The 20488-nt window shown below is 68.6% G+C and carries 13 protein-coding genes; 6 read left to right on the top strand and 7 right to left on the bottom strand.

All coding sequences use genetic code 11. From position 1 onward, the window contains the following. Positions 1-103 precede the first annotated feature (103 nt). Positions 104-1639, bottom strand: coding sequence for an MFS transporter (locus AB0I77_RS36085; RefSeq protein WP_363287009.1), 1536 nt, complete (start codon positions 1637-1639; stop codon positions 104-106). 96 nt (positions 1640-1735) lie between these two features. Here AB0I77_RS36085 and AB0I77_RS36090 point away from each other — a divergent pair, with 96 nt between their 5' ends. Continuing rightward, positions 1736-2314, top strand: a complete 579-nt coding sequence (locus tag AB0I77_RS36090; protein WP_363287010.1) for a TetR/AcrR family transcriptional regulator — start codon at positions 1736-1738, stop codon at positions 2312-2314. Here AB0I77_RS36090 and AB0I77_RS36095 read toward each other — a convergent pair. The 5 genes from AB0I77_RS36095 to AB0I77_RS36115 all read right to left on the bottom strand — a co-directional run bounded on the left by AB0I77_RS36095 (position 2301) and on the right by AB0I77_RS36115 (position 7768). Then, positions 2301-2975 (bottom strand): dipeptide/oligopeptide/nickel ABC transporter ATP-binding protein, encoded by a 675-nt coding sequence (locus AB0I77_RS36095; protein ID WP_363287011.1) that lies wholly within the window; start codon positions 2973-2975, stop codon positions 2301-2303. The genes AB0I77_RS36090 and AB0I77_RS36095 overlap by 14 nt on opposite strands. After that, positions 2962-3939 (bottom strand): ABC transporter ATP-binding protein, encoded by a 978-nt coding sequence (locus AB0I77_RS36100; protein ID WP_363287012.1) that lies wholly within the window; start codon positions 3937-3939, stop codon positions 2962-2964. Before AB0I77_RS36100 ends, AB0I77_RS36095 begins: the two co-directional genes overlap by 14 nt. Next, positions 3932-5686: an ABC transporter permease subunit gene (locus tag AB0I77_RS36105; protein WP_363287013.1), complete on the bottom strand. Its 1755-nt coding sequence runs from the start codon at positions 5684-5686 to the stop codon at positions 3932-3934. The genes AB0I77_RS36100 and AB0I77_RS36105 overlap by 8 nt, the downstream gene beginning before the upstream one ends. Beyond that, positions 5683-7179: an ABC transporter substrate-binding protein gene (locus AB0I77_RS36110; protein WP_363287014.1), complete on the bottom strand. Its 1497-nt coding sequence runs from the start codon at positions 7177-7179 to the stop codon at positions 5683-5685. The genes AB0I77_RS36105 and AB0I77_RS36110 overlap by 4 nt, the downstream gene beginning before the upstream one ends. Before the next feature lie 103 nt (positions 7180-7282). Further along, positions 7283-7768, bottom strand: a complete 486-nt coding sequence (locus tag AB0I77_RS36115; protein WP_363287015.1) for an MmpS family transport accessory protein — start codon at positions 7766-7768, stop codon at positions 7283-7285. Between the two features lie 1235 nt (positions 7769-9003). On the opposite strand from AB0I77_RS36115, the gene AB0I77_RS36120 reads away from it, so the two are divergent. From AB0I77_RS36120 to AB0I77_RS36140, 5 genes are all read left to right on the top strand, one after another. Then, positions 9004-16737 (top strand): DNRLRE domain-containing protein, encoded by a 7734-nt coding sequence (locus tag AB0I77_RS36120; protein WP_363287125.1) that lies wholly within the window; start codon positions 9004-9006, stop codon positions 16735-16737. 180 nt (positions 16738-16917) lie between these two features. Next, positions 16918-17841, top strand: coding sequence for a hypothetical protein (locus AB0I77_RS36125; RefSeq protein ID WP_363287016.1), 924 nt, complete (start codon positions 16918-16920; stop codon positions 17839-17841). Between the two features lie 67 nt (positions 17842-17908). Beyond that, complete coding sequence (locus AB0I77_RS36130; protein ID WP_363287017.1) at positions 17909-18436, top strand: hypothetical protein; 528 nt, start codon at positions 17909-17911, stop codon at positions 18434-18436. 17 nt (positions 18437-18453) lie between these two features. Beyond that, complete coding sequence (locus tag AB0I77_RS36135) at positions 18454-19173, top strand: hypothetical protein (RefSeq protein ID WP_363287018.1); 720 nt, start codon at positions 18454-18456, stop codon at positions 19171-19173. A gap of 176 nt (positions 19174-19349) precedes the next feature. Then, positions 19350-19787: a DUF5959 family protein gene (locus AB0I77_RS36140; protein WP_363287019.1), complete on the top strand. Its 438-nt coding sequence runs from the start codon at positions 19350-19352 to the stop codon at positions 19785-19787. 49 nt (positions 19788-19836) lie between these two features. Here the strand turns inward: AB0I77_RS36140 and AB0I77_RS36145 are convergent, their stop codons facing one another. After that, positions 19837-20487, bottom strand: coding sequence for an HAD family hydrolase (locus AB0I77_RS36145; protein ID WP_363287020.1), 651 nt, complete (start codon positions 20485-20487; stop codon positions 19837-19839). Position 20488: the final 1 nt, after the last annotated feature.

Genomic DNA, 20488 nt, shown 5'->3' on the forward strand with positions numbered 1-20488 from the left:
CCTGACCGTCGACGACACGGTGCCCGCCGGGGTGCTGACCGAGGTCGAGGCGGAGATCGGGGCGACCTCCGCTCGCGCGGTGAACCTGGTCTGAGGCACGTTCTCAAACGCCGGACGGGCTGAGGCAACTCGGCTCGTCCGGCGTCTTGCTGTGCACCTGAACCCGGCGCAGCGTCATCGCCGCCAGCACCGCCGCCCCCGCCAGCACCGCCGCCCCCACGATCGCCGCCCCCTGCATCCCACTCGTGAACGCCTCCCGGGCAGCCGTAGCCAGGCCCGGCACTTGGTCCGCCACAGCCAGCGCCCCGCCCAACGTCTCGTGGGCCGGGGCCGGCGCCGAGGCAGGGATCTCGTGGCGGTAGATCGCCGTACCGATGGAGCCGAGGACCGCCATACCGAGGGCGCCGCCGAACTCCGCGCCCGTCTCCAGCAGGGAGGACGCGGAGCCCGCCCGCTCGGCCGGGGCCGTGCCGATCGCCAGGTCCGTCACCTGGGAGATGACCGTGACGATCCCGGAGGCGAGGACCCCGCACGCGGCCAGCACCAGCCACATCGAGTCCGTACCGGCGAGAGCGAGCATGCCGTAGCCGCACGCGCCGATGACGAAGCCCGCCGTCACGACGTAGGCGCGGTTGACGCCCTTCTGGACGAGGGAGGTCGCCATCGGGGCGGCCAGGCCGATCGGTACCGAGGGGAGCAGCGCCCACAGGGCTGCCTCCAGCGCGCTCTTGTCGAGCACCGACTGGATGTACTGCGTGGTGAAGAACGCCGAACCCAGCATCCCGAACATCGAGATCAGATTGAGGACGACGGCCGGGGCGAAGCCCTTGCCGCGGAACAGGGCCGGGGAGATCATCGGTGCGGCCGTCGTGCGCTGGCGGTGGGCGAAGAGGGCCGCGAAGAGCAGGCCGACGGTGATCGAGACGACGTACCGCACGTTCCAGCCCTCGGCCGCGATCTCCTTCAGGCCGTAGATCACGGGCAGCACCGCGGCCATCGACAGGGGGACGCTCAGCCAGTCGAAGCGGCCGGGCGCGGGGTCCTTCGACTCGGGCAGCAGGACTGGGCCGATGACCAGCAGCAGGGCCATCGCGGGCAGGTTGACCAGGAAGACCGAGCCCCACCAGAAGTGCTCGACCAGGATGCCGCTCATCACCGAGCCGAGCGCGACCCCGGCCGTCATGACGCCGGACCACAGGCCGATCGCCTTCGCGCGCTGGCCGGGGTCGGTGAACATCGTGCGGAGAAGCGCCATCGTCGACGGCATCAGGGTCGCGCCGCCGATGCCGAGGACCGCGCGGGCCGCGATCAGGGTCTCGGCGCTGTTCGCGTACGCCGCCACCAGCGAAGCCGCGCCGAAGGCGGTCGCGCCGATCAGGAGCAGCCTGCGGCGGCCGATGCGGTCGCCGAGCGAGCCCATCGTCATGAGCAGGCCGGCCAGTACGAAGCCGTAGATGTCGAAGATCCACAGCTGCTGGGTGCCGCTCGGCTCCAGGTCCGCGCTGATCGCCGGGATCGCGAAGTAGAGGACCGAGACGTCCATGGAGACCAGCAGCAGCGGAAGCATCAGCACGACGAGGGCGGTCCATTCGCGGCGGCCGGCTCGGGGGGCCGCCAAGGAGCTTGTCGAGTTCGTCATGGCGGTGACTGTACGAGCGTCTTAAACGCCTGTCTAGGACGTACGTATAATTCAGCTGTATAGGACGGCTGTATGGATCCGAGTAGGGTGGTCCGCATGGGACACCGTGAGGATCTGCTCGAAGGCGCCAAGCGCTGCCTGATGGAGAAGGGATTCCTGCGCACGACCGCGCGGGACATCGTCAAGGAGTCGGGGACCAACCTGGCGTCCATCGGCTACCACTACGGGTCGAAGGACGCGTTGCTGGCGCAGGCGTACATCGACATGGTGGAGGGGATCTCCGACGCCTTCGACGGGGGTGGCGAGATCCGGGGGGAGCCCGGCTCGATCGAGCGGTTCGCCGAGGTGTGGTCGAACATCATCGGCACCATGCGGGAGCCCGGTTCGCTGTGGCGGCTGAGCATGGAGATCGTGGTCATGGGCGACCAACTGCCCGAGGTGCGGGAGCATCTGGCGCGCGCCCAGCGGGAGGGGGCGCGCGGCATCGTCACGCTCTTCCACGGGGGGCGTGAGGAAGACCTCACGGAGGAGACCGTGGACACCCTCGGCTACTTCTACCTGACCCTGATGATGGGCGTAATGGCGCAGTGGACCTTCGACCCGAAGAGCGCCCCCGAGGCCGAACAGCTGACGGAAGGGCTGCGGAAGGTGATCGAGGGCCTCACGGGGAACTGACGCGCCCCTCCCGCATCTCCAGCACCCGGTCCGCGAAGTGCCGTACCACCGCCCGGTCGTGGCAGATGAACAGATACCCGAGGCCCAGCTCGTCCTGGAGATCGGCGAGCAGGTTCAGGACGCCGGCCCGGACGGACGGGTCCAGGGCCGACACCGGTTCGTCCAGGACCAGCAGTCGCGGCTCGGAGGCGAGCGCGCGGGCGATGCCGGCGCGCTGGCACTGGCCGCCGGAGAGCTCGTGCGGGTAGCGGTCTCCGTACGACGGGTCGAGGCCGACCCGGTCGAGGAGTCGGGCCACGTGGGCGGGGCCGGTCGCGGTGTTCCAGCGGCCCTGGACCTTCAGCGGTTCCGCCACCGCCTCGCGGATGCGGTGGCGCGGGCTGAGGGAGCCGTACGGGTCCTGGAAGACGGGCTGCATGCGCGGGCGTAGTGGGCGCAGTTCGCGTTCGGACAGGGGCGTCAACTCCCGTCCCTCGAAGTGGACTTCGCCGCCGTCCGGGCGGCGCAGTAGCAGCACCGCCAGCGCGGTGGAGGACTTGCCGCAGCCGGAGGGACCGTTGAGGGCGAGGGTCTCTGACTCGCTCAGGGCGAAGGAGACATGGTCCACCGCGGTCACCGGTCCGTAGCGGACGACGAGGTCGCGGACGTCAAGCAGAGGCATGGCGCGTCACCTGGAACAACTCGACGGCGGGGTGGGGGACTTCGGCCCAGTGGTGGCAGGCGACCAGGCGGTCCTCCACCTGCTGGGGCTCGGGCTCCGACCGGTGACAGACCTCCGTCGCGAGCGGGCAGCGCGGGGCGAACGCGCAGCCCGGCGGGAGCGCGCCCGGGGCGGGCGGGGTGCCGGGGAGAGCGGGGAGGCGGCGGCCGTGTGCGTGCTCCGGGAGCGAGGCCAGCAGGCCCGCCGTGTAGGGGGCGCGGGGGCGGCCCAACACCGCCGCCGCCGGGCCGAGTTCGGTCAGGCGTCCGGCGTACATGACGAGCGCGCGGTCCGCGTGGTCCCGTACGACGTCCAGGTCGTGGGTGACCAGGACGAGCGCGGCGCCGACCGCCTCCCGCTGTTCGGCGAGGACGCGCAGCACCTGGTCGCGGCGTTCCTCGTCGAGGGCGGTGGTCGGTTCGTCGGCGACGAGGACATCGGGTTCGTTGATCGTCGCCATGGCGATGACCGCCCGCTGCCGCATTCCGCCGGAGAACTCGTGCGGATACGCCCGCGCCCTGCCTACGGCGTCCGGGATGCCGACACGGTCGAGCGCGGCGACCGCCCGGACCCGGGCCTCCTTGCGGGACACGCGGGCCACTGACCGTACGGCGGCGGCGAGTTGGTCGCCGACCGGGTGCACCGGGGAGAGGGCGGACAGGGCGTCCTGCGGGACCAGGGCGATCCGGCGCCCGCGCTGGGCGGCGAGGTCCAAGGACCCCCGCAGCCGGATCTCCCCGCTCGTCGTCGCACCCGGTGGAAGCATCCCCAGCAGCGCCCGGGCCGTCAGGGACTTGCCCGCGCCCGACTCGCCGACCACGGCGAGGACCTCGCGCGGGCGGACGTCGAAGGACAGGCCGCGGACGGCCTCGACGCCGTCGAAGGCGATGCGGAGATCGCGTACTGACAGCAGCACGTCAGCCATGCCGGACTCCGACTCCAACGGGGGTCTCCTTCGGTTTCGGTACGGCCTTCTTGACTCCCCGGCCCTGCGCGTACGCCGCTCCCGAGACCGCGAGCCCCGCCAGCAGGGCCAGCGCCACCGCCGGGGCCAGGGCCGCCCAGGGGGCGCGTTCCACGTAGGCGCGTGACTCGTCGAGCAGCAGGCCCCACTCGGGGGCGGGCGGCTGGGCGCCGAGGCCCAGGAAGCCCAGCGAGGCCAGGGCGAGGGCGATACCGGGCAGGCGCAGGAGGGCGTGCCGGGCGACGGGCGCGGCCACCGACGGGAGTACGTGCCGGGTGAGGATCCACAGCGGCGTCGCCCCGATGGCCCGTTGGGCGGTCAGGAAGGCCGACGCGCGCACCTCCTGCACCAGCGCCGCCGCGTGCGCGGCCAGCGGCGGCCAGGAGATCAGCGCGACCGCGAAGGCCGCGCCGCCGGTGCCGGGCCCGGCGACCGCGGCGACCAGGATGCCGACGATCACCGGGGGCAGCGCGTTGGCGATGTCCGCCGCGCCCGCCGCGAGGCCCGGCAGGAAGCCCAGGACCAGGGCGACCAGCAGGCTCAGCAGACAGACGGCCGCGGCCGTGCCGACCGTCGGGGCGGCGCCGTGCCCGAGACGGGCGAGCACGTCGCGGCCGAGGCCGTCCGTGCCCAGGGGATGCGACCAGGAAGGCGCGGCCAGGCGGGCCGCCGTGTCCACGGTGTACGGGTCGCGCAGCAGGCCCCCGCCGATCGCCGTCGCGAGCAGGGCGGCGAGGGCGATCGGGATCGCCGGGTGCGCGCGGACCGGGCGGACGGGCGGCAGCGACAACTCGGCCGCGCGCAGGGCAGGGCCCAGCAGCCGGCGCCGTACGAGAGCCGCCAGGGCGCCGGTGACCAGGCCGAGCAGCAACAGGGCGAGGACGGCTCCCTGGAGCAGCGGGAGATCCTGCGACTTGGCCGCGCCCAGTGCCGTACGCCCGATGCCGGGCACCGCGAACACCGTCTCCACGGCGACCGCGCCGCCGGTCAGGCCGACGGCGGCCATCCCGAACTGCGGTACCAGCGGCGGCAGTACGCGCTTGAGCGCGGCTGCCGAGATGGTCTTGCGGCTGACTCCGGCGCCCCGCCACAACTCCACCCACCGCTCGTCCAGTACGGCGGGCAGCGCGTCCGCGACCAGCCGGCCGAGCAGCCCGCCCGCCGGGACGCCGAGGGCGAGCGCGGGCAGGACCATGTACTGCGGCCCCTGCCAGCCGGACGTCGGCAGCCACCCGAGCCACACCCCGCACACCAGCAACGCCACGGTGGCCAGCAGGAATTCGGGCACGGCCGCCAGCATCGCCGCCCACGCCCCGGCCGACCGGCGCCCCCGCACCAGCACGGGCGCGACCAGCGCGCACGCCAGCAGCACGGCCACACCGAACGCCGCGCCCATCAGCCCCAGCGACACCTGGAGCCCGGAGCCGACGGACGGCAGGACGTCGGTGCCGGAGACCCAGGAGCCGCCGAGGTCGCCGTGCAGCAGGTCGGATGCCCAACTCCCCAGCAGGGAAAGGGGACCGGCGTCGAGCCCGAGATCGTCTCGTACGGCGTCCAGGGCCTCCTTCGTGGGCTCCTGCTCGGCGGAGCGGGCCCGCAGCACCGTCAGGGCGGGGTCCTTGCCGGAGAGCCAGGGCAGCAGGCCGACGGCGGCGACGACCGCGACGAGACTCAGGGCCCGGGTCACCCCGGCGGCGGTCGGCTTCACTTGAGGTGGGTGTCCGCCGTGACGAGTTCCCGCTCGCGCGGGTCGTGGGCGGCGCCGACGACTGAGGCGGCGTCGCCCTGGATCACGCGCTCGTGGAGCATCGGCACGGCCGCGTCGGTGCGGAGCACGGCGGCCTCGGCCGCCATGACGGCCTTGCGGCGGGCGTCACCGGCCTTCGTCTCGCCGGCCTTCTTCAACGCCTCGTCCACGGAGGCGTCGTCGAGCTGGGAGATGTTGAAGGAGCCGTCGGAGGCGAAGTCGCTGTAGAGGTAGGCGGCCGGGTCGCCGGAGTCGAGGATGGTGGCCCGGGAGAGGATGAAGGCGTCGAACGCGCCCGCCAGCGCGTCGGATTCGATGTTGGCGTACTCGCGGACGTCCAGCTTCACCTTGAACCCGGCCTGCTGGAGCTGCTGTTGCAGCGTGGCCGCGACCTCGGGGAGTTCGGCGCGGTCGGTGAAGGTGCCGATGGTGATGGTCTGACCGTCCGGCTTCCCGGCCGTGGTCCGCTTGACGGGCGTGCGCAGTTCGGCCGCCCACGGGAGGGCCGGCCCGAGCAGCCCCTTGGCGACGTCGGCGCGGCCCTCGTACACGCCCTTCACGATCGACTCGGCGTCGAGCGCCGCACGGGCGGCGGCGCGCAGCGAGGCGTCCTTGAAGGGGCCGCTCTCGGTGTTCAGGTACAGGGTGTTGGTGCGCGGCATCGGGACCTCGGTGATCAGGTCCTCCTCGAGCAGCGCGGCCTGGGACACGGGGACCGCCTCGACGATGTCGGCCTCGCCGCTGCGGAGGGCGGCGGCGCGGGCCGTGCCGTCGGGCACGAACCTGACGTCGATTCCCGGGGCCTTGGCCTTGTCGCCCCAGTAGCCGGCGTAGCGGTCGAGGGCGGCGGCGGAGGTGCCGTCGACCCTGGTCAGTTCGAAGGGGCCGGTGCCGGTGCCGACGGGGTTCACCGTCTTCCCCCGGTACGCCTTCGCCGCGAGGATCGACAGCTGCGGCGAGCTGAGCCGCTGCGGGACGAGGGGGTCCTCGTCGGAGGTGGTGACGACGACGGTGTCGCTGCCCTGAGCCTTCGCCGTCAGCTCGACGCCGTCCAGGATGCGCGGCTTGGGGGCGGCGCCGGCGGCCTTGGTGAGGGAGCGGACGACGGACTCGGCGGTGAGGTCCGTGCCGTCGTGGAAGGTGACCCCGTCGCGCAGGGTGAAGGTCCAGCTCTTCCCCGACTGCGTCCACTTGGTGGCGAGCGCGGGCTCGGCGTCGCCCTCCGCGTCGAGCGTCACGAGCGTCTCGGCGGTCGACCAGCGCGACAGCTTGAACGCGTCGTCGGAGAGCGGGGACAGCCCCGAACGCGGGGGCTGCATCATCGCGACGCGTATGCGGGTGCCGCCCCCTGTGTCGTCCGTGGCCGACTCCGCGCCGGCGAAGCAGCCGGTGAGCAGGGCGGAGGCGGCCGTGAGGGCGGTGGCGGGGAGCAGGCGGTGAGCGGGCAGGCGCACGGGACCCTCCGGGTAAAGGGGTGGTCAAGGGTGAATGCGCCGACCGTAGCATGATGACAATCGTTTTCAATAATTTAGCGGGGATTGGGTTCGGGGTGCGCTGTCAGCCCCCGGTCGCGTCCGTGCCGGGCAAGGTGCCCGAGCAGGTGGCGCGGCCGAAGGTGCCGGTGGCGGTCGCGCTCTGGACGTGCCGGCCGCGGACCGCGACCGTGCAGCGGGCCTGGCCCCCCTTCTCGCCGAGGACGATGCTGACGATCGGGTCCTGGCCGAGCGGTACGTCCACGGTCGCGTGCCAGGGCAGCGCTGCCGCCTTGACGACGGTGGCCTTCCCGGACTCGTCGCGGGCCTGGTAACTGATGTCGGCGGTGCCCTCGCCGGTCACCTCGTAGGTCACCGAGGCGGTGGGGGCGCGGTGTTCCGGTTCGCCCTCCCCCTGGTCGCTGTCGAGGACCCCATACAGGACGAGCCCGGAGCACGCGGCCAGCACCGCGGCCCCCGCGATCAGGCCGGCGCGGTCGGCGCGACGGGACCGTACGGGCTTTTCCGCTGCCGCGTCCGTGATAGTCGCGTCCGTTGCGGATTTCTGCATTGTGTCGCCCATTAATTCTCCCCCTCGCATAGGAACGGGGCGGTTATACACGACGCCCCGAGCGGATGGCCAGCGAGCGGAAATAACGGACACCCGGGTGACGGATAAGGGTTTCTTGCCATCTGGTTCCCGTTTTGTCTGCACAGTTGACTTTCCCTTTGCCGAGTGGCTAGAACCTCGGCGCCGCTGCGTTTCAGCAGCGTGTTCAGGTCCCGGCGCATGAGGAAAGGTTTGGTGTGAGACCCAGATGGGGCAGGCTCATAGCGTGCCTGGTGGTATCCGCGGTGACGAGTACCGCGCTACCACAGGCCGCGTATGCGGCGTCCGCTTCCGACGGTGACGACAAGGGAATTGTCGATACCGTCAAGGGCTGGTTCGCGGATGACAGCAAGGGAAACGACAAACCGCCGTCGCATGACGAATTGGGAATTGCCGACCGGCAGAAGCTCCCCCAGGGGAAGAACGACCCGAAGGCCAAGCGCGTCAAGGAGCTGACCGGACGGCGTACGGCGAATGCCCGTTTCTGGCAGCTGTCCGACGGCCGGGTCCAGGCGGAGCTGTCGGCGGTGCCGACGTCGTACCGCTCCGGGTCGGGCAGGTCGGCGGAGTGGAAGCCGATCGACACGACGGTCCGCGAGAGCGCGGCGAAGGGCTTCGAGTTCGCCAACGCCACCAACAACGGGCGCACCTGGTTCGGTGCGGACGCCGGCCGTCTGGTGCGCTTCGCGGCGCCCGACGGCCGTTCGGTCACCCTCGGCCTGGACGGCGCGGGCCGCGAGCTGAAGCCGAAGGCCAAGGGCTCCACGGTCACGTACAAGGACGCGGCGCACGGCGCGGACCTGGAGTACGCCGTGGGACCGGGCCGGGTGAAGGAGAACATCACCCTCCCCGAACGCCCCGCCGGCCCACTGAAGTTCACCTTCACGCTGAACACCGACGGGCTGGTGCCGAAGGCCCGCGAGGACGGCTCGATCGCCCTGTACGGCGAGCTGCCGCACACGCCGGAACTGGTGATCCCGGCGCCGTACATGACCGACGCGAAGAAGGCCGACCGGTCCGTCTTCGGGAAGACCTACAGCACCAAGGTCACCCAGAAGCTCACCAAGGACGGCGACGCCTGGAAGCTGACCGTCACGCCGGACACGAAGTGGCTGGCCGCCAAGGAGCGGCAGTACCCGGTCGTCATCGACCCGACGATCACCATCGCGCCGTCCCCGACCGACTCCCAGGACACCATGGTCCTGTCGGACCAGGCGTCGGTGAACTTCAACACCAGCTGGAAGCTCGCGGCGGGCAAGACCGACACCGGCACCGCCCGTTCGCTGATCAAGTTCCCGCTGAGTGAGATCCCGTCGGGCACGACGATCGACTCGGCGCGCCTGGAGATGTACTTCGACCAGTCGCACACCACCAACGCCAACGACGTCACCATCGGCGCCTACCGGGCCACCGGCGCGTGGAGCGAGTCGGCGGCGACCTGGTCCAACACCAGCGCCCTGGTGGGCGAGTTGTCCGGCACCAGCGTCCAGGTCGACGACGGCGACGCGGGCACCACGGCGGCCGTCGGCAGCTGGCCCGCCTCCACCTCCTCGCTGGCCCAGTACGGCACCGGCGGCGACTACCGGTCCAACAAGGACGCCGTCGCCGGGGACACCTACACCTGGCAGCCGAACATCAAGGAAGCGGCCAGCTACAAGGTCGAGGCCCACTACGTGGCCGCGACCGACCGGGCCACCAATGCCCCGTACACGGTGACCTCCCAGGACGGCACCGCCACCTACCCGGTCAACCAGCAGACGGGCACCAACGGCGTGTGGGCCGCGCTGAACGGCGGCTCGCAGATCAACTTCGCCAAGGGCACGGCGGGCAAGGTCGTCCTCGGCGACGGCCCGGCCTCCACGTCGACGGCGGTGATCGCGGACTCGGTGCGGCTCACCAACCCGGCGTCGATCGTGAAGAACACCGGCGAGTACAACCAGTGGCACAAGTTCCCGGTCACCGACACCGTGCAGCAGTGGCTGAACGGCACGGCCAACAACGGATTCGTGCTGAAGGCCACCGACGAGACCTCGACCGCCCCGACCGGCGGCCCGCGCTACGAGGCCGGTGACGGCGACTACGGCGGCGAGACGTCGACCATCCCGCGCCTGACGGTGACGTACGGCAAGGTCGGCACGACGCTGAACTCGCCGACGGTCGTGCACGGCACGGGTCCGGAGCTGTCGTGGAAGGCGTACTCCAACGCCACCGGAGACCCGAACCTGGACCTCGCCGAGTACCAGCTGCACCGCTCCACGCAGCAGGCGTTCACGCCGTCCGCGGCGACGCTGGTGGCCCCGGTCGACAAGGCGGTCACGGCCTACACGGACACCACCGCGACGCCGACCCCGGACTCCTCCTCGGTGGAGATCGGCCGGTCGTACTACTACCAACTCGCGGTGAAGACGAAGGACGGCCAGCTCCTCGGCTCGCCCACCCGGATCGTCGGCGTGCCGAAGGCGGGCCGCACCATGCGGCTGATCCAGGGCACCTCCGGGGTGACCGACACGACCCTGTCGTCCGCGCAGCCGACCACGAACCAGGACACCATCCAGTCCTTCAACGTCGGCCAGAAGTGGCTGAGCGTAGGCAACAACTCCTCCACGTACGGCAAGACCCGCGCGGCGATGAAGTTCACCACGTCGAGCATCCCGACCACGGCCACGGTCCTCGAATCGCGCCTGTTCATGTGGGGCGCGGAGACGACGACGGGCACCGACGGGGCGATCTACGAACTCCACGGCCTGAACCGGGACTTCGCCGAGACGACCGCGACATGGAACAACGCCACGTCGACCACGCCGTGGACGGCGACTGGCGGCGACTTCTCGGCCACCGTCTCGGACACGGTCGCGCAGGTCTCCGAGGTCGGCCGCCACTGGTGGGACGCCACCAGCCTCACCCAGGGCTGGACCAAGACGCCCTCCAGCAACAAGGGCGCCCTGGTCAAACTCAAGGACGAGACCACCACCGGCCCGCAGGAACGCACCCTGTTCCTGTCGTCGGAGGCGCCCGACCCGCAGCTCGGCCCGCTGCTGCGCGTGATCTACGTCGACTCCACCACCGACGACACGTACTACGCGCCGCAGACCCCGGCCCGGATGACCCCCAACTCCACCTACACGGTGGACATGACGGTCACCAACACCACGTCCAGTGCCTGGGCGTCCGGTGAGCGCGTGATGTCGTACACCTGGAAGCTCCCCGACGGCACGGACGTGACGACCGGCGGCAACCAGGCCTCCACGGCGATCCCGGCGCTCTCGCCGGGCCAGTCGGCGACCATCCAGGCCACCGTCAACACGCCGATCAACTCGGACTCGGGCAACAAGCGCACCGACTACGTGCTGGGCTGGGACGTCAAGAAGGTCTCCGACGGCACCTGGCTGTCCGCCGCGACCGGCGGCATCCCGTCGCTGAAGCAGAACGTGGCGGTCGAGGACCCGACGTCGAACGCGCTGGGTCTGGAGAAGTTCTACTCCTACACCGGCAAGAACACCGGCGCCGGTTCGACGGTGATGAACAACCTGGCCTCGGGCAACTCGGTGTGGTCCTACAACGCGTTCACGAACCCGGGCCGCGGACTGACCACCTTCGCCCGCTTCTCCTACAACTCGCTCGACACCTCCGACACGGTGCTCGGCGCGGGCTGGTCCGGGCAGGCGGCGGGGCCGATACGGCTGGGCGCGCCGCTGGACTTCCATCCCAACCCGAACCCGACGGAGATCCGTCTCCCCGACGGCGACGGCACCACGCACGTCTTCCGCAAGCAGGCGGACGGGTCGTGGAAGGCGCCGGCGGGCGTGCACTACAAGGTCACGATGAAGGCGGGCCTGGACTGTACGCCGGACAAGGACCCGGTGCCGGACGCCTGGACGCTGATGCGCCCCGACGGCACGCGGTTCCTCTTCGGCTGCGACGGCTACCTGACGTCCACGGTCGACAAGAACGGCAACACGCAGACGTACACCTACGAGGAGCGCAGGTCCAACAACAAGCCGACCAAGTTCCTCACCTACATCACCGACCCGGCGTCCCGTCAGTCCCTGACCGTCGCCTACTACAAGAAGGGCGACGCGTCGTACGACTACATCGACGACACGGGCGCCAAGGTCAGCGGCACCAACCTGACCAACTCGAAGATCTACGACCACGTGAAGTCCATGACGGACATCTCGGGCCGCAAGATCTCCTTCTTCTACACGACGAAGGGCCTGCTCGGGCAGTTCGTGGACGGTGACGGCTCGTCCCAGCCGAAGACCTTCAAGTTCACCTACGACGCCACCCAGGGCAACAAGAACGTCAAGCTGGTCACGGCCACCGACCCGCGCGGGCACGGGACGCAGCTGGCGTACTACGCGCCGCAGGCCGGTGACGACCCGAAGTACCACTGGTGGACGAAGACGATCACCGACCGTGTGCAGGGCGACACGGGCTTCGCGTACGCGGCGAACGCCACGAACACGAAGTTCGTCGACGCCACGGTGACGGACGCCGAGTCGCACACGAGCAAGTACGTGACGGACGACTTCGGCCGCCCGGTCCAGACGACCAACGCCAAGTCCCAGAGCACGCAGATGAGTTGGGACGCGGACAACAACGTCACGTACCTGGAGGAGGCCAACGGCGCCAAGACCGCGTACTGCTACGACCAGAAGACGGGCTACCCGCTCTGGCAGCGTGACGCGGAGAACAACAAGTCGGGCGTACCGGCGCAGTCCGACTGCGCGCCGGGCACCTACCCGGCCAATGCCTCGAAGTACGAGTACCAGACGCGCGCGGACGGCTTCTCGGCCGACCTGTTCCGCAAGACGTCGCCGGAGAACCGTGCCTGGCAGTTCGGCTACGACACGTTCGGCAACCTGAAGACGGTCACGGACCCGAAGGGCGTCGCGACCACGACGGCGGGTGACTACACCACGTCGTACGAGTACGACTCCTACGGCGAGCTGACCAAGGCGACCGACGCCAACGGGCACGCGACGACGTACAGCGCCTTCGAGTCGACCGGATACCCGGCGAAGATCACCGACGCGAAGCTCAAGTCGACGCTGTTCGAGTACGACGTGCGGGGCCAGGTCACCAAGGTCACCGACGCCAAGCAGAAGGTCACCACACAGACGTACGACACGTTCGGACGTCCGCTGGTCAACACGGTGCCGAAGAACCAGGACACGGGTCTTCTGATCACGACCCCGGCGCCGGTGTACGACGAGAACGACAACGTCACCAAGTCGACGGCGCCCAGCGGTGCGGTGTCGACGGCGGTGTACGACAACACGGACCAGGTCACGTCGGCGACGGCTCCGGCGAACAACCAGACCAGCCCGCGTACCTCGACGTACACCTACGACAAGGCCGGCAACCTCAAGTCGACGACGGAGCCCAAGGGCACGGCGACTACGACGGACACGACCGACTCCGTCACGACGAACTACTACGACGAGATCTACCAGCTCACGTCCATCCTGAACGCCAAGGGCGACAAGCTCTCGTACGAGTACGACAACGTCGGCAACGTCGTCACGGTCGTCGACCCGAAGAAGAACGCGACGGCGGACACGACCGACTACACGAACAAGACCGCCTACGACCTGGACCATCGGCTCACGTCCGTCACGGACGCGGCCGGCAAGATCACCAAGCGGGCCTACGACAAGGACTCGCTGGTCACGTCGACCACGGACGCGGAGAACAACACCACGCTCATCACCTACGACGAGCGTGGCAAGACCACCCAGGTTCAGGTGCCGCACGAGGGCTCCTCGCCGATCACGTACCGCACCACGAAGTACGAGTACGACCAGGTCGGCAACGCCACCAAGGTGCTCACGCCGCGGGCGACGGCGGCCGGTGCGACGACGGCCTTCACCGGCCGCACCGAGTACGACGAGCTCAACCGCCCGGTCAAGCAGTACCAGCCCTACGACCCGGCGGACGGCCGCTACAACGACCCGAACGTCTACACGCGCACGGACTACGACGACGTGGGCCGGGTGGCGAAGACCTCGCTGCCGCCGTCGGAGGGCGAGACGGTCCGTAACGACACCAGCTACGAGTACTTCGACAACGGGTGGGTGAGGAAGTCCACCGATCCGTGGGCCATCGTCACCGACTACGACTACGACAACCTCGGCGCCCAGACGAAGCGGACGATCTCCGCCGCGGACGGCTCGTCGAACCGCACTCTGACGTGGTCGTACTACCCGGACGGCAGCCTCAAGTCCCGCGCGGACGATGGCGTTCCGGCAGGCCAGTCGGTGGTCCTGGCGGACAACTCCGACACCCAGAACACGTCGAAGACCGGCACCTGGACGTCCGGTGACATCGCCGGCCAGCAGGGCTACGACCACCTCACGCACGCGGCCGGTACGGGTACTGACTCGTTCACGTGGACGCTCAACACCCCCAAGGACGGCACGTACGCCGCGTACGTGAAGTTCCCGAAGGTGACGGGCGCCGCGACCACGGCGAAGTACACGCTGACATACGACGGCGGGACGGTCGACAAGACGATCGACCAGAACGCGACCGCGAACCAGGGCACCTGGGTCTCGCTGGGCTCCTACGCCTTCAAGCAGGGCAACGCGGCCAAGCTCCAGCTGTTCCAGAACGGCGGCGGTGTGGTGGCCGCGGACGGCGTGAAGCTCGTCCGGGACACCAGCGGCGACCCGGCCGACACGGAGAAGAAGAACTTCACCTACTCCTACGACCTCAACGGCAACCTGACGCAGATCGACGACACTTCGTCGACGGCGAAGATCGACGCCTACGCGATCACCTACACGGGCCTCAACGAGGTGCAGAAGGTGAGCGAGTCGCTGGCTGGGACGGAGAAGAAGGCGACGTCGTACGCATACGACGCGAACGGCCAACCGGACACGATCACGCATCCGGACCAGTTCGCCAAGTACACCTACGATCTGCGGGACTTGGTGAAGACGGTCTCGGTCGGCAAGTCCGCCACGGACGCGTCGCCGAAGGTGACGTCCTACACGTACACCGACCGCGGGCAGAAGCTCCAGGAGACCAAGGCCAACGGCAACACCGTCGACTACACGTACTACTTGGACGCGGCGCTGAAGACGTCGACGGAGAAGAAGCCGGGCGGCACTCTCGTCGACTCGCACACCTATGCCTACGATCCGAACGGGAACAAGGCGCAGGACGTGGCGAAGAAGATGAGCGCCGACGACCACGCGGCGTACTTGTCGTCGACCACGGGCTATACCTACGACCCGGCCGACCGGCTGGCGCAGTCGGTGAAGACCGGCAACGGCGCGGGCACCGACACGTACGTGCACGACGACAACTCCAACGTCGTCAGTCAGACGGTCGACAACGTCACCAGCACCTACAACTACGACCGCAACCGCCTGCTGAGCGCCACCACCGGCAGCTCCACGGCCAACTACGACTACGACCCGTTCGGCCGTCAGGCGTCGGTGGCGTCGGGCGGCAAGGTCGTCGAACGGAGCGTGTACGACGGCTTCGACCACGTCGTGGAGTCCCAGAAGATGGACGACACGGGGGCGATGAAGTCGACGACGTACGCCTTCGACCCGATGGACCGCACCGTGTCCCAGACGGCGGACGGCAAGACGACGGACTTCGCGTATCTGGGCCTCTCGTCCGAGGTCCTGGATGAGAAGGTCGCCGGCACGCTGACCAAGTCGTACCAGTACAGCCCGTGGGGCGAGCGCCTGTCGCAGGTCAAGCACAACAGCGACGGCACGACCGAGGACGGCTACTACGGCTACAACGGCCACACCGACGTCGAGACCCTCACGGACAAGAACGGCGACACGAAGGCGACCTACGGCTACACCGCTTACGGCAAGGACGACTCGTCCGAGTTCACCGGTATCGACAAGCCGGACGCGGCCAACCCCACGAAGGAGGCGTACAACGCCTACCGCTTCAACTCCAAGCGGTGGGACGCCCAGTCCGGCACCTACGACATGGGCTTCCGCGACTACAGCCCCGGGCTGAACCGGTTCACGACGCGGGACATGTACAACGGGGCGCTTGCGGACATGGGGCTCGGGGTCGATCCGTACTCGGGTAACCGGTACGCGTTCGGGGGCGGCAATCCGGCCACGAACGTGGAGTTCGACGGCCACCGGCTCCTGTGCGGCGACGCGGGCGACGCGGCTTGCCCGACCTCGACCTCGGCCTCGGACAGCGAAGCCGCGGAGCCCTGGTACAAGGACCTCAGCGGAAACCACGACACGGCAGTCGGCATGGCGACGAGCTGGCTCAAGTCCCAGTACCCGGGAGACGACTTCGACAACGAGGTGCGGATCGACGGCGGATCGGCCAAGGGGAACGGCGAGTACGGCTGGGCGGACATTGTCCGCTGGGGCAAGGGCCGGGTCGAGGTCTGGGAGGTGAAGCAGGCCGGCGGCCCGGCAGAGGCGGCGGGCCCCGCTCAGCTCAGGAGGTACATCACTGAGCTTCAGAAGATGCTGGCGGCGGCCGGCGACAACCGCAGGGTTGTGGCGGGCGGCGACATCGTTCCCGAACTCGGTCCCACGCCGAGTCTCAGCAATCCCAACAAGATGATCACAGCAAGATCCACGACGGGAGGCATCATCACCTACGACGTGAGCGACCGCGACGATGATCCGAAGGCGCCCACGCCCCGTGCGACGGTGACTCCCTCCCCGTCGGCCCAGTCCTCGCCAACCCCGGCCTCGGACGGCGGCAAACGTCCCGAATGGGCCAGGACCCGTCCGCTGTACCAGCCGAAGCCGGACCTTATTCCGGCGGCCAGCGTGGCAGACGGCGCCTGGTCCCTGTCAGGAATGGTGAATTCAATCGGCGATTGGTGGCATCGGAACGTCGGACTCCATGACTGGTCGCAGAGTCCATTCGCTCCGACCGGTCCTGTGGGGCCCCTCCCGATGCCGGTACCGATATTCCCGTAGGGTATTCGTAGGCCCGTAGGGTACTTGTCGTCCCGTTGGGTACTCGTAGGCTTTTCCCCCTCGCCGTCAAGTCGTACCGACGGCGAGGGGGAAAAGCTGTTGGATGACTTCTTGCTCTGGTATGCTCCCGGTCGGCGACTTGCAGGCCGAGAACTTTAACTAATGGTTAGGTGATTTCGCGTGGCCGAGGGTGGATTCGTGGTGCGGGGCGAGATCGATGTCGAGTTCCATTCCGAGGCCAAGTACTCGAACACCATGCGGGAGTGGTTCGAAGGTGCTTTGCGTGACCTCTTCTCTGATGAGCTGGAGGCCATCCTCGGCGGACCTCCGCTCGACCCGAAGGGGATGCGCGGAGGCGTGCCACTCGGTCCTCCGGATTCATGGTGGGGCTTCTGCTCGCTGACTGAGCGAGTCGGGCGCAACCTTCGCGATTCGGCAAGAGTTATTTCCGAGAAGAACCTCGATTGGTTCTACCGCAAGATTTCCAGCGGCCCTTTCTCTGCCACGGTCGGTATCTCCAAGTTGGGCGACAACGGCAGCCCTCGGCTCCGATTGGCCCGAATCACGGTCGAGCGTCAAGAAGGGGCGGAATCGTGGGTACGACTCGGCTGTGACATTCCTGAGTATTCCCTGCGCGACTCCGGATTTCAGGGAGCCTTCCTGCGCTTCATGAAGACCCAGGCGAACACACTGGGTCCGTCGTTCGGTCACGTCGCTCATCGTTACAACCTGGAGAACACGGCTCTGGAGGAGGTGCTTGGCCCGCCTTGGCTGCTGGCCGAGCAGACGGTACCCGAGAGTCGGCAGTATCTCCGTGGCTACAGTTGGGTGACGCTGTGTCCGAAGGAGCTTTCTTCCGCTCTGGGCGGGAAACAGGAATTGCTGGAATCCGGGGCCTTCTGCGAAGTTGAGGAATTGGCCGACGGTGCAATCTGGCTCCAGGCCACCCCTGAATTCGCGGCGTACGACGACAACCATGCGCGAGCCGTGTGGGCGGCGGTGTCACCGGCGCTCCGCCCCGGTGTGCCCATGCGCTCCGAACCTCAGCCGACCGATCCGCCTCTTCATGTGGTGTACGAGGACGCACGCAACGCGAAGCCGTGACCGGGGTAGGGGTGCGGTTGCCCCCGGACTCAAGTGGCCCGCGGGCCCTGATTTTCCCGAGGGTGAAGTGATCGATCGACTGGTGGAAGTCACCCACTGGGAGCCGTGTCAGGCGGAGATGTCCTGGGGCGAGACCGAGGAACGTCTCGGCCTGTCGCTGCCCGAGGACTACAAGCGCCTCGCCGCGGTCTTCGGCAAGGGGCTCTTCTCCGACTTCCTGAAGATCCTTTCCGTCGCTCCGGGGGGAGCCTTCGACCTGGCCACCACCTGGCAGGGTTTCAGCGCTGATGCTCCTGCCGGGGGTGACGACCCGCTGTACGCGCCGTACGGGATGTACCGGCCCGGCCAAGTGGGGCTGATCCCGTGGGGTTTCGGACAGATGGAGAACGAGTATCACTGGCTCGCCGGCGGCAAGCCGGCGGATGAGTGGCCCATCGTGACGCGGGGGCGGGGGTACCGGGAGTGGCGCCAGTTGGACATGTCCACACCCGAGTTCATTTACCGGGTGGTGGCAGACCCGGAGTTCGAACCCTTTTCCATCGCCGCCCTGGTGCCCGAGCCGTTTTTCGCACCGGCTCTGGAAATCGGCCTCTGAGACTGCGGAACGCCGGCATGAAGCCGGACCTTGACTACAAGGGCCTCGACATCGTGCCGGGCTTCGATCTGTCAATGCCCCGCCGCCAAGGCGACGCCCCCGCCCATCGTTGTTCCGGAACTGGTAGCAAAGGAACATCACCAATCACGACTGGTCAAACAATCCCGCCGATCGCCCTCTTCTCGCCGGGCGGCAGTAAGATATTGTTGCGTCGGCCGAACAATGAAATGGGAGAAGCGATGGGATATTGGGGATATTTCGCTGTTGCCGAATCCGCCTCCCCGCTTGGTGGCCTGGCCTGTATGCGGGCGACCCCAGGGTTGACACTGAATCGGCGCCTGTCGGGAGATTGGCAGGTCTGGGAGCATCCGGCGGAGCCTGGCCTTGAGGCCGATGACCTGGCCATTGCTCTTGCCGAGGAAACCGGCAAGCCTGCGCTTGTCGGATTTGTGATGGACAGTGATTGCGTGGTGATCGAGGCCGCCGACTCCAGCAATGGGGCTTGGACTGCCTGTCTGAGTCCCAAAGCAATGGCGGGCTATCTGGCTGAAGCGGGGCAGCAGCTGGAGGACTGGATGTTGACACCAGAGCAGGCTGCGACACACGCCGTCAACTGGGCTCACTTGACGGGGCGCCTGGTGGCGAGTGCCTCGCTGGCCGAGGTCTTCCAAAAGGAGGCCGATCCGTTCGCAGAGGATCTTTTCTTCACCTTGTTGGAGAGCTTGCGTCTCGTATGAGGGTGAAGACGTCTTTGCGTCAAGGCGCTGTTCACGGTGTACGTGCTGCGCGTCCACGGCGGGGATCCGTTCGATGCCTGGGCGAGCGTGCGGGAGAGAGAGCGGTGTGATGAAGTGATCGATCGACTGGTGGAAGTCACCCATGCGGAGCCGCGTCAGGCGGAGAAGGGGCAACGATGACTCAGGGGCCGATCGACCTGATCCGCCTGGTCGGCGGAGGCAACAGCGTCGTCCTTCGGATCACGGGACGGGAGACGGGGCGAGGGGCGCGCATGTCCGACGTGCTGACGAGCGAGTTCGTGGTCGATACGCCGTTCATCAGCGGAACCCTCAATGACTGGGTGTTTCCTGCTGACTTGGCCGAATGGCAGCAATGTCTCGACGCGCTCGACGCCGGGGAACCGGCCATCACCTGGCGTGAGGCCGTACGAGGCCCCGCCCTGTCCATCGAACGCGACGAGGCCGAAGAGCGACTCTGCGTCACTATCAGGGACGATGCGTCGACTCTGACAACAGTGACCGTGACGGTACCTTTCGCCGACTCCTGGTTCGACGACGCCTACGACCGCCTCGAACAGGTCTGGAAGACCTGGCCTCCGGCCGAGGACCAGTGAACCTGCATTCAGCGAGGTTCAGATGCGGATCGATCGCCGGGTGCGATGGTCACTTCGGAATGCCGATGACGTGGTTGACGGCCGATGCCGCGTCGTCGGCGACATAGGTGGGCCGATACGCCGCCTCGGTCCATGGACGGCCCCCCGACACCCAGACGCTCTGCGCGCCGATCCCCATCGCCCCGCGGATGTCGGCGTGCGCCGAATCGCCGACCACCCAGGCCTGGTGAAGGGAGACCCCGGTGGCTTCCGCTGCCGCGTGGAAGATCTCCGGGGCGGGTTTCTTGTGGCCGATCGCCTCGGAGACCACCCAGCCGTGGACGATCCCGTCGAGCCGAGTGTTCCGGATCTTCGCTTCCTGCTGTGCCACGCGGCCGTTGGTGACGATCACGCACGTCCAGCCGGCGGCGATCGCACGGCCGAGTGCGTCGCGGGTGACGTCGGGCAGGACGACGCGATCGGCGGCGCCCCGGTCGAGAAAGGTCCGGGCGGCGCTCACGGGGAGGGCCGCGCCGTAGCGGTCGGCCATGGCCTGGGCGACATCATGCCGGGGCGTGTAACCGCCGGCGTCGACGGAGAGCAGCCAGTCGAGGTCGGTCATGGGCAGGGCGTGCTCCGCGAAGAAGGCGGTCGCCGCCTCCCCGAAGGCGGCATCGCGGTCGACGAGCGTGTTGTCGAGGTCGATCAGCAGCAGAGGCATA

It is taken from the genome of Streptomyces sp. NPDC050619, assembly GCF_040654815.1.
Classification (GTDB): domain Bacteria; phylum Actinomycetota; class Actinomycetes; order Streptomycetales; family Streptomycetaceae; genus Streptomyces.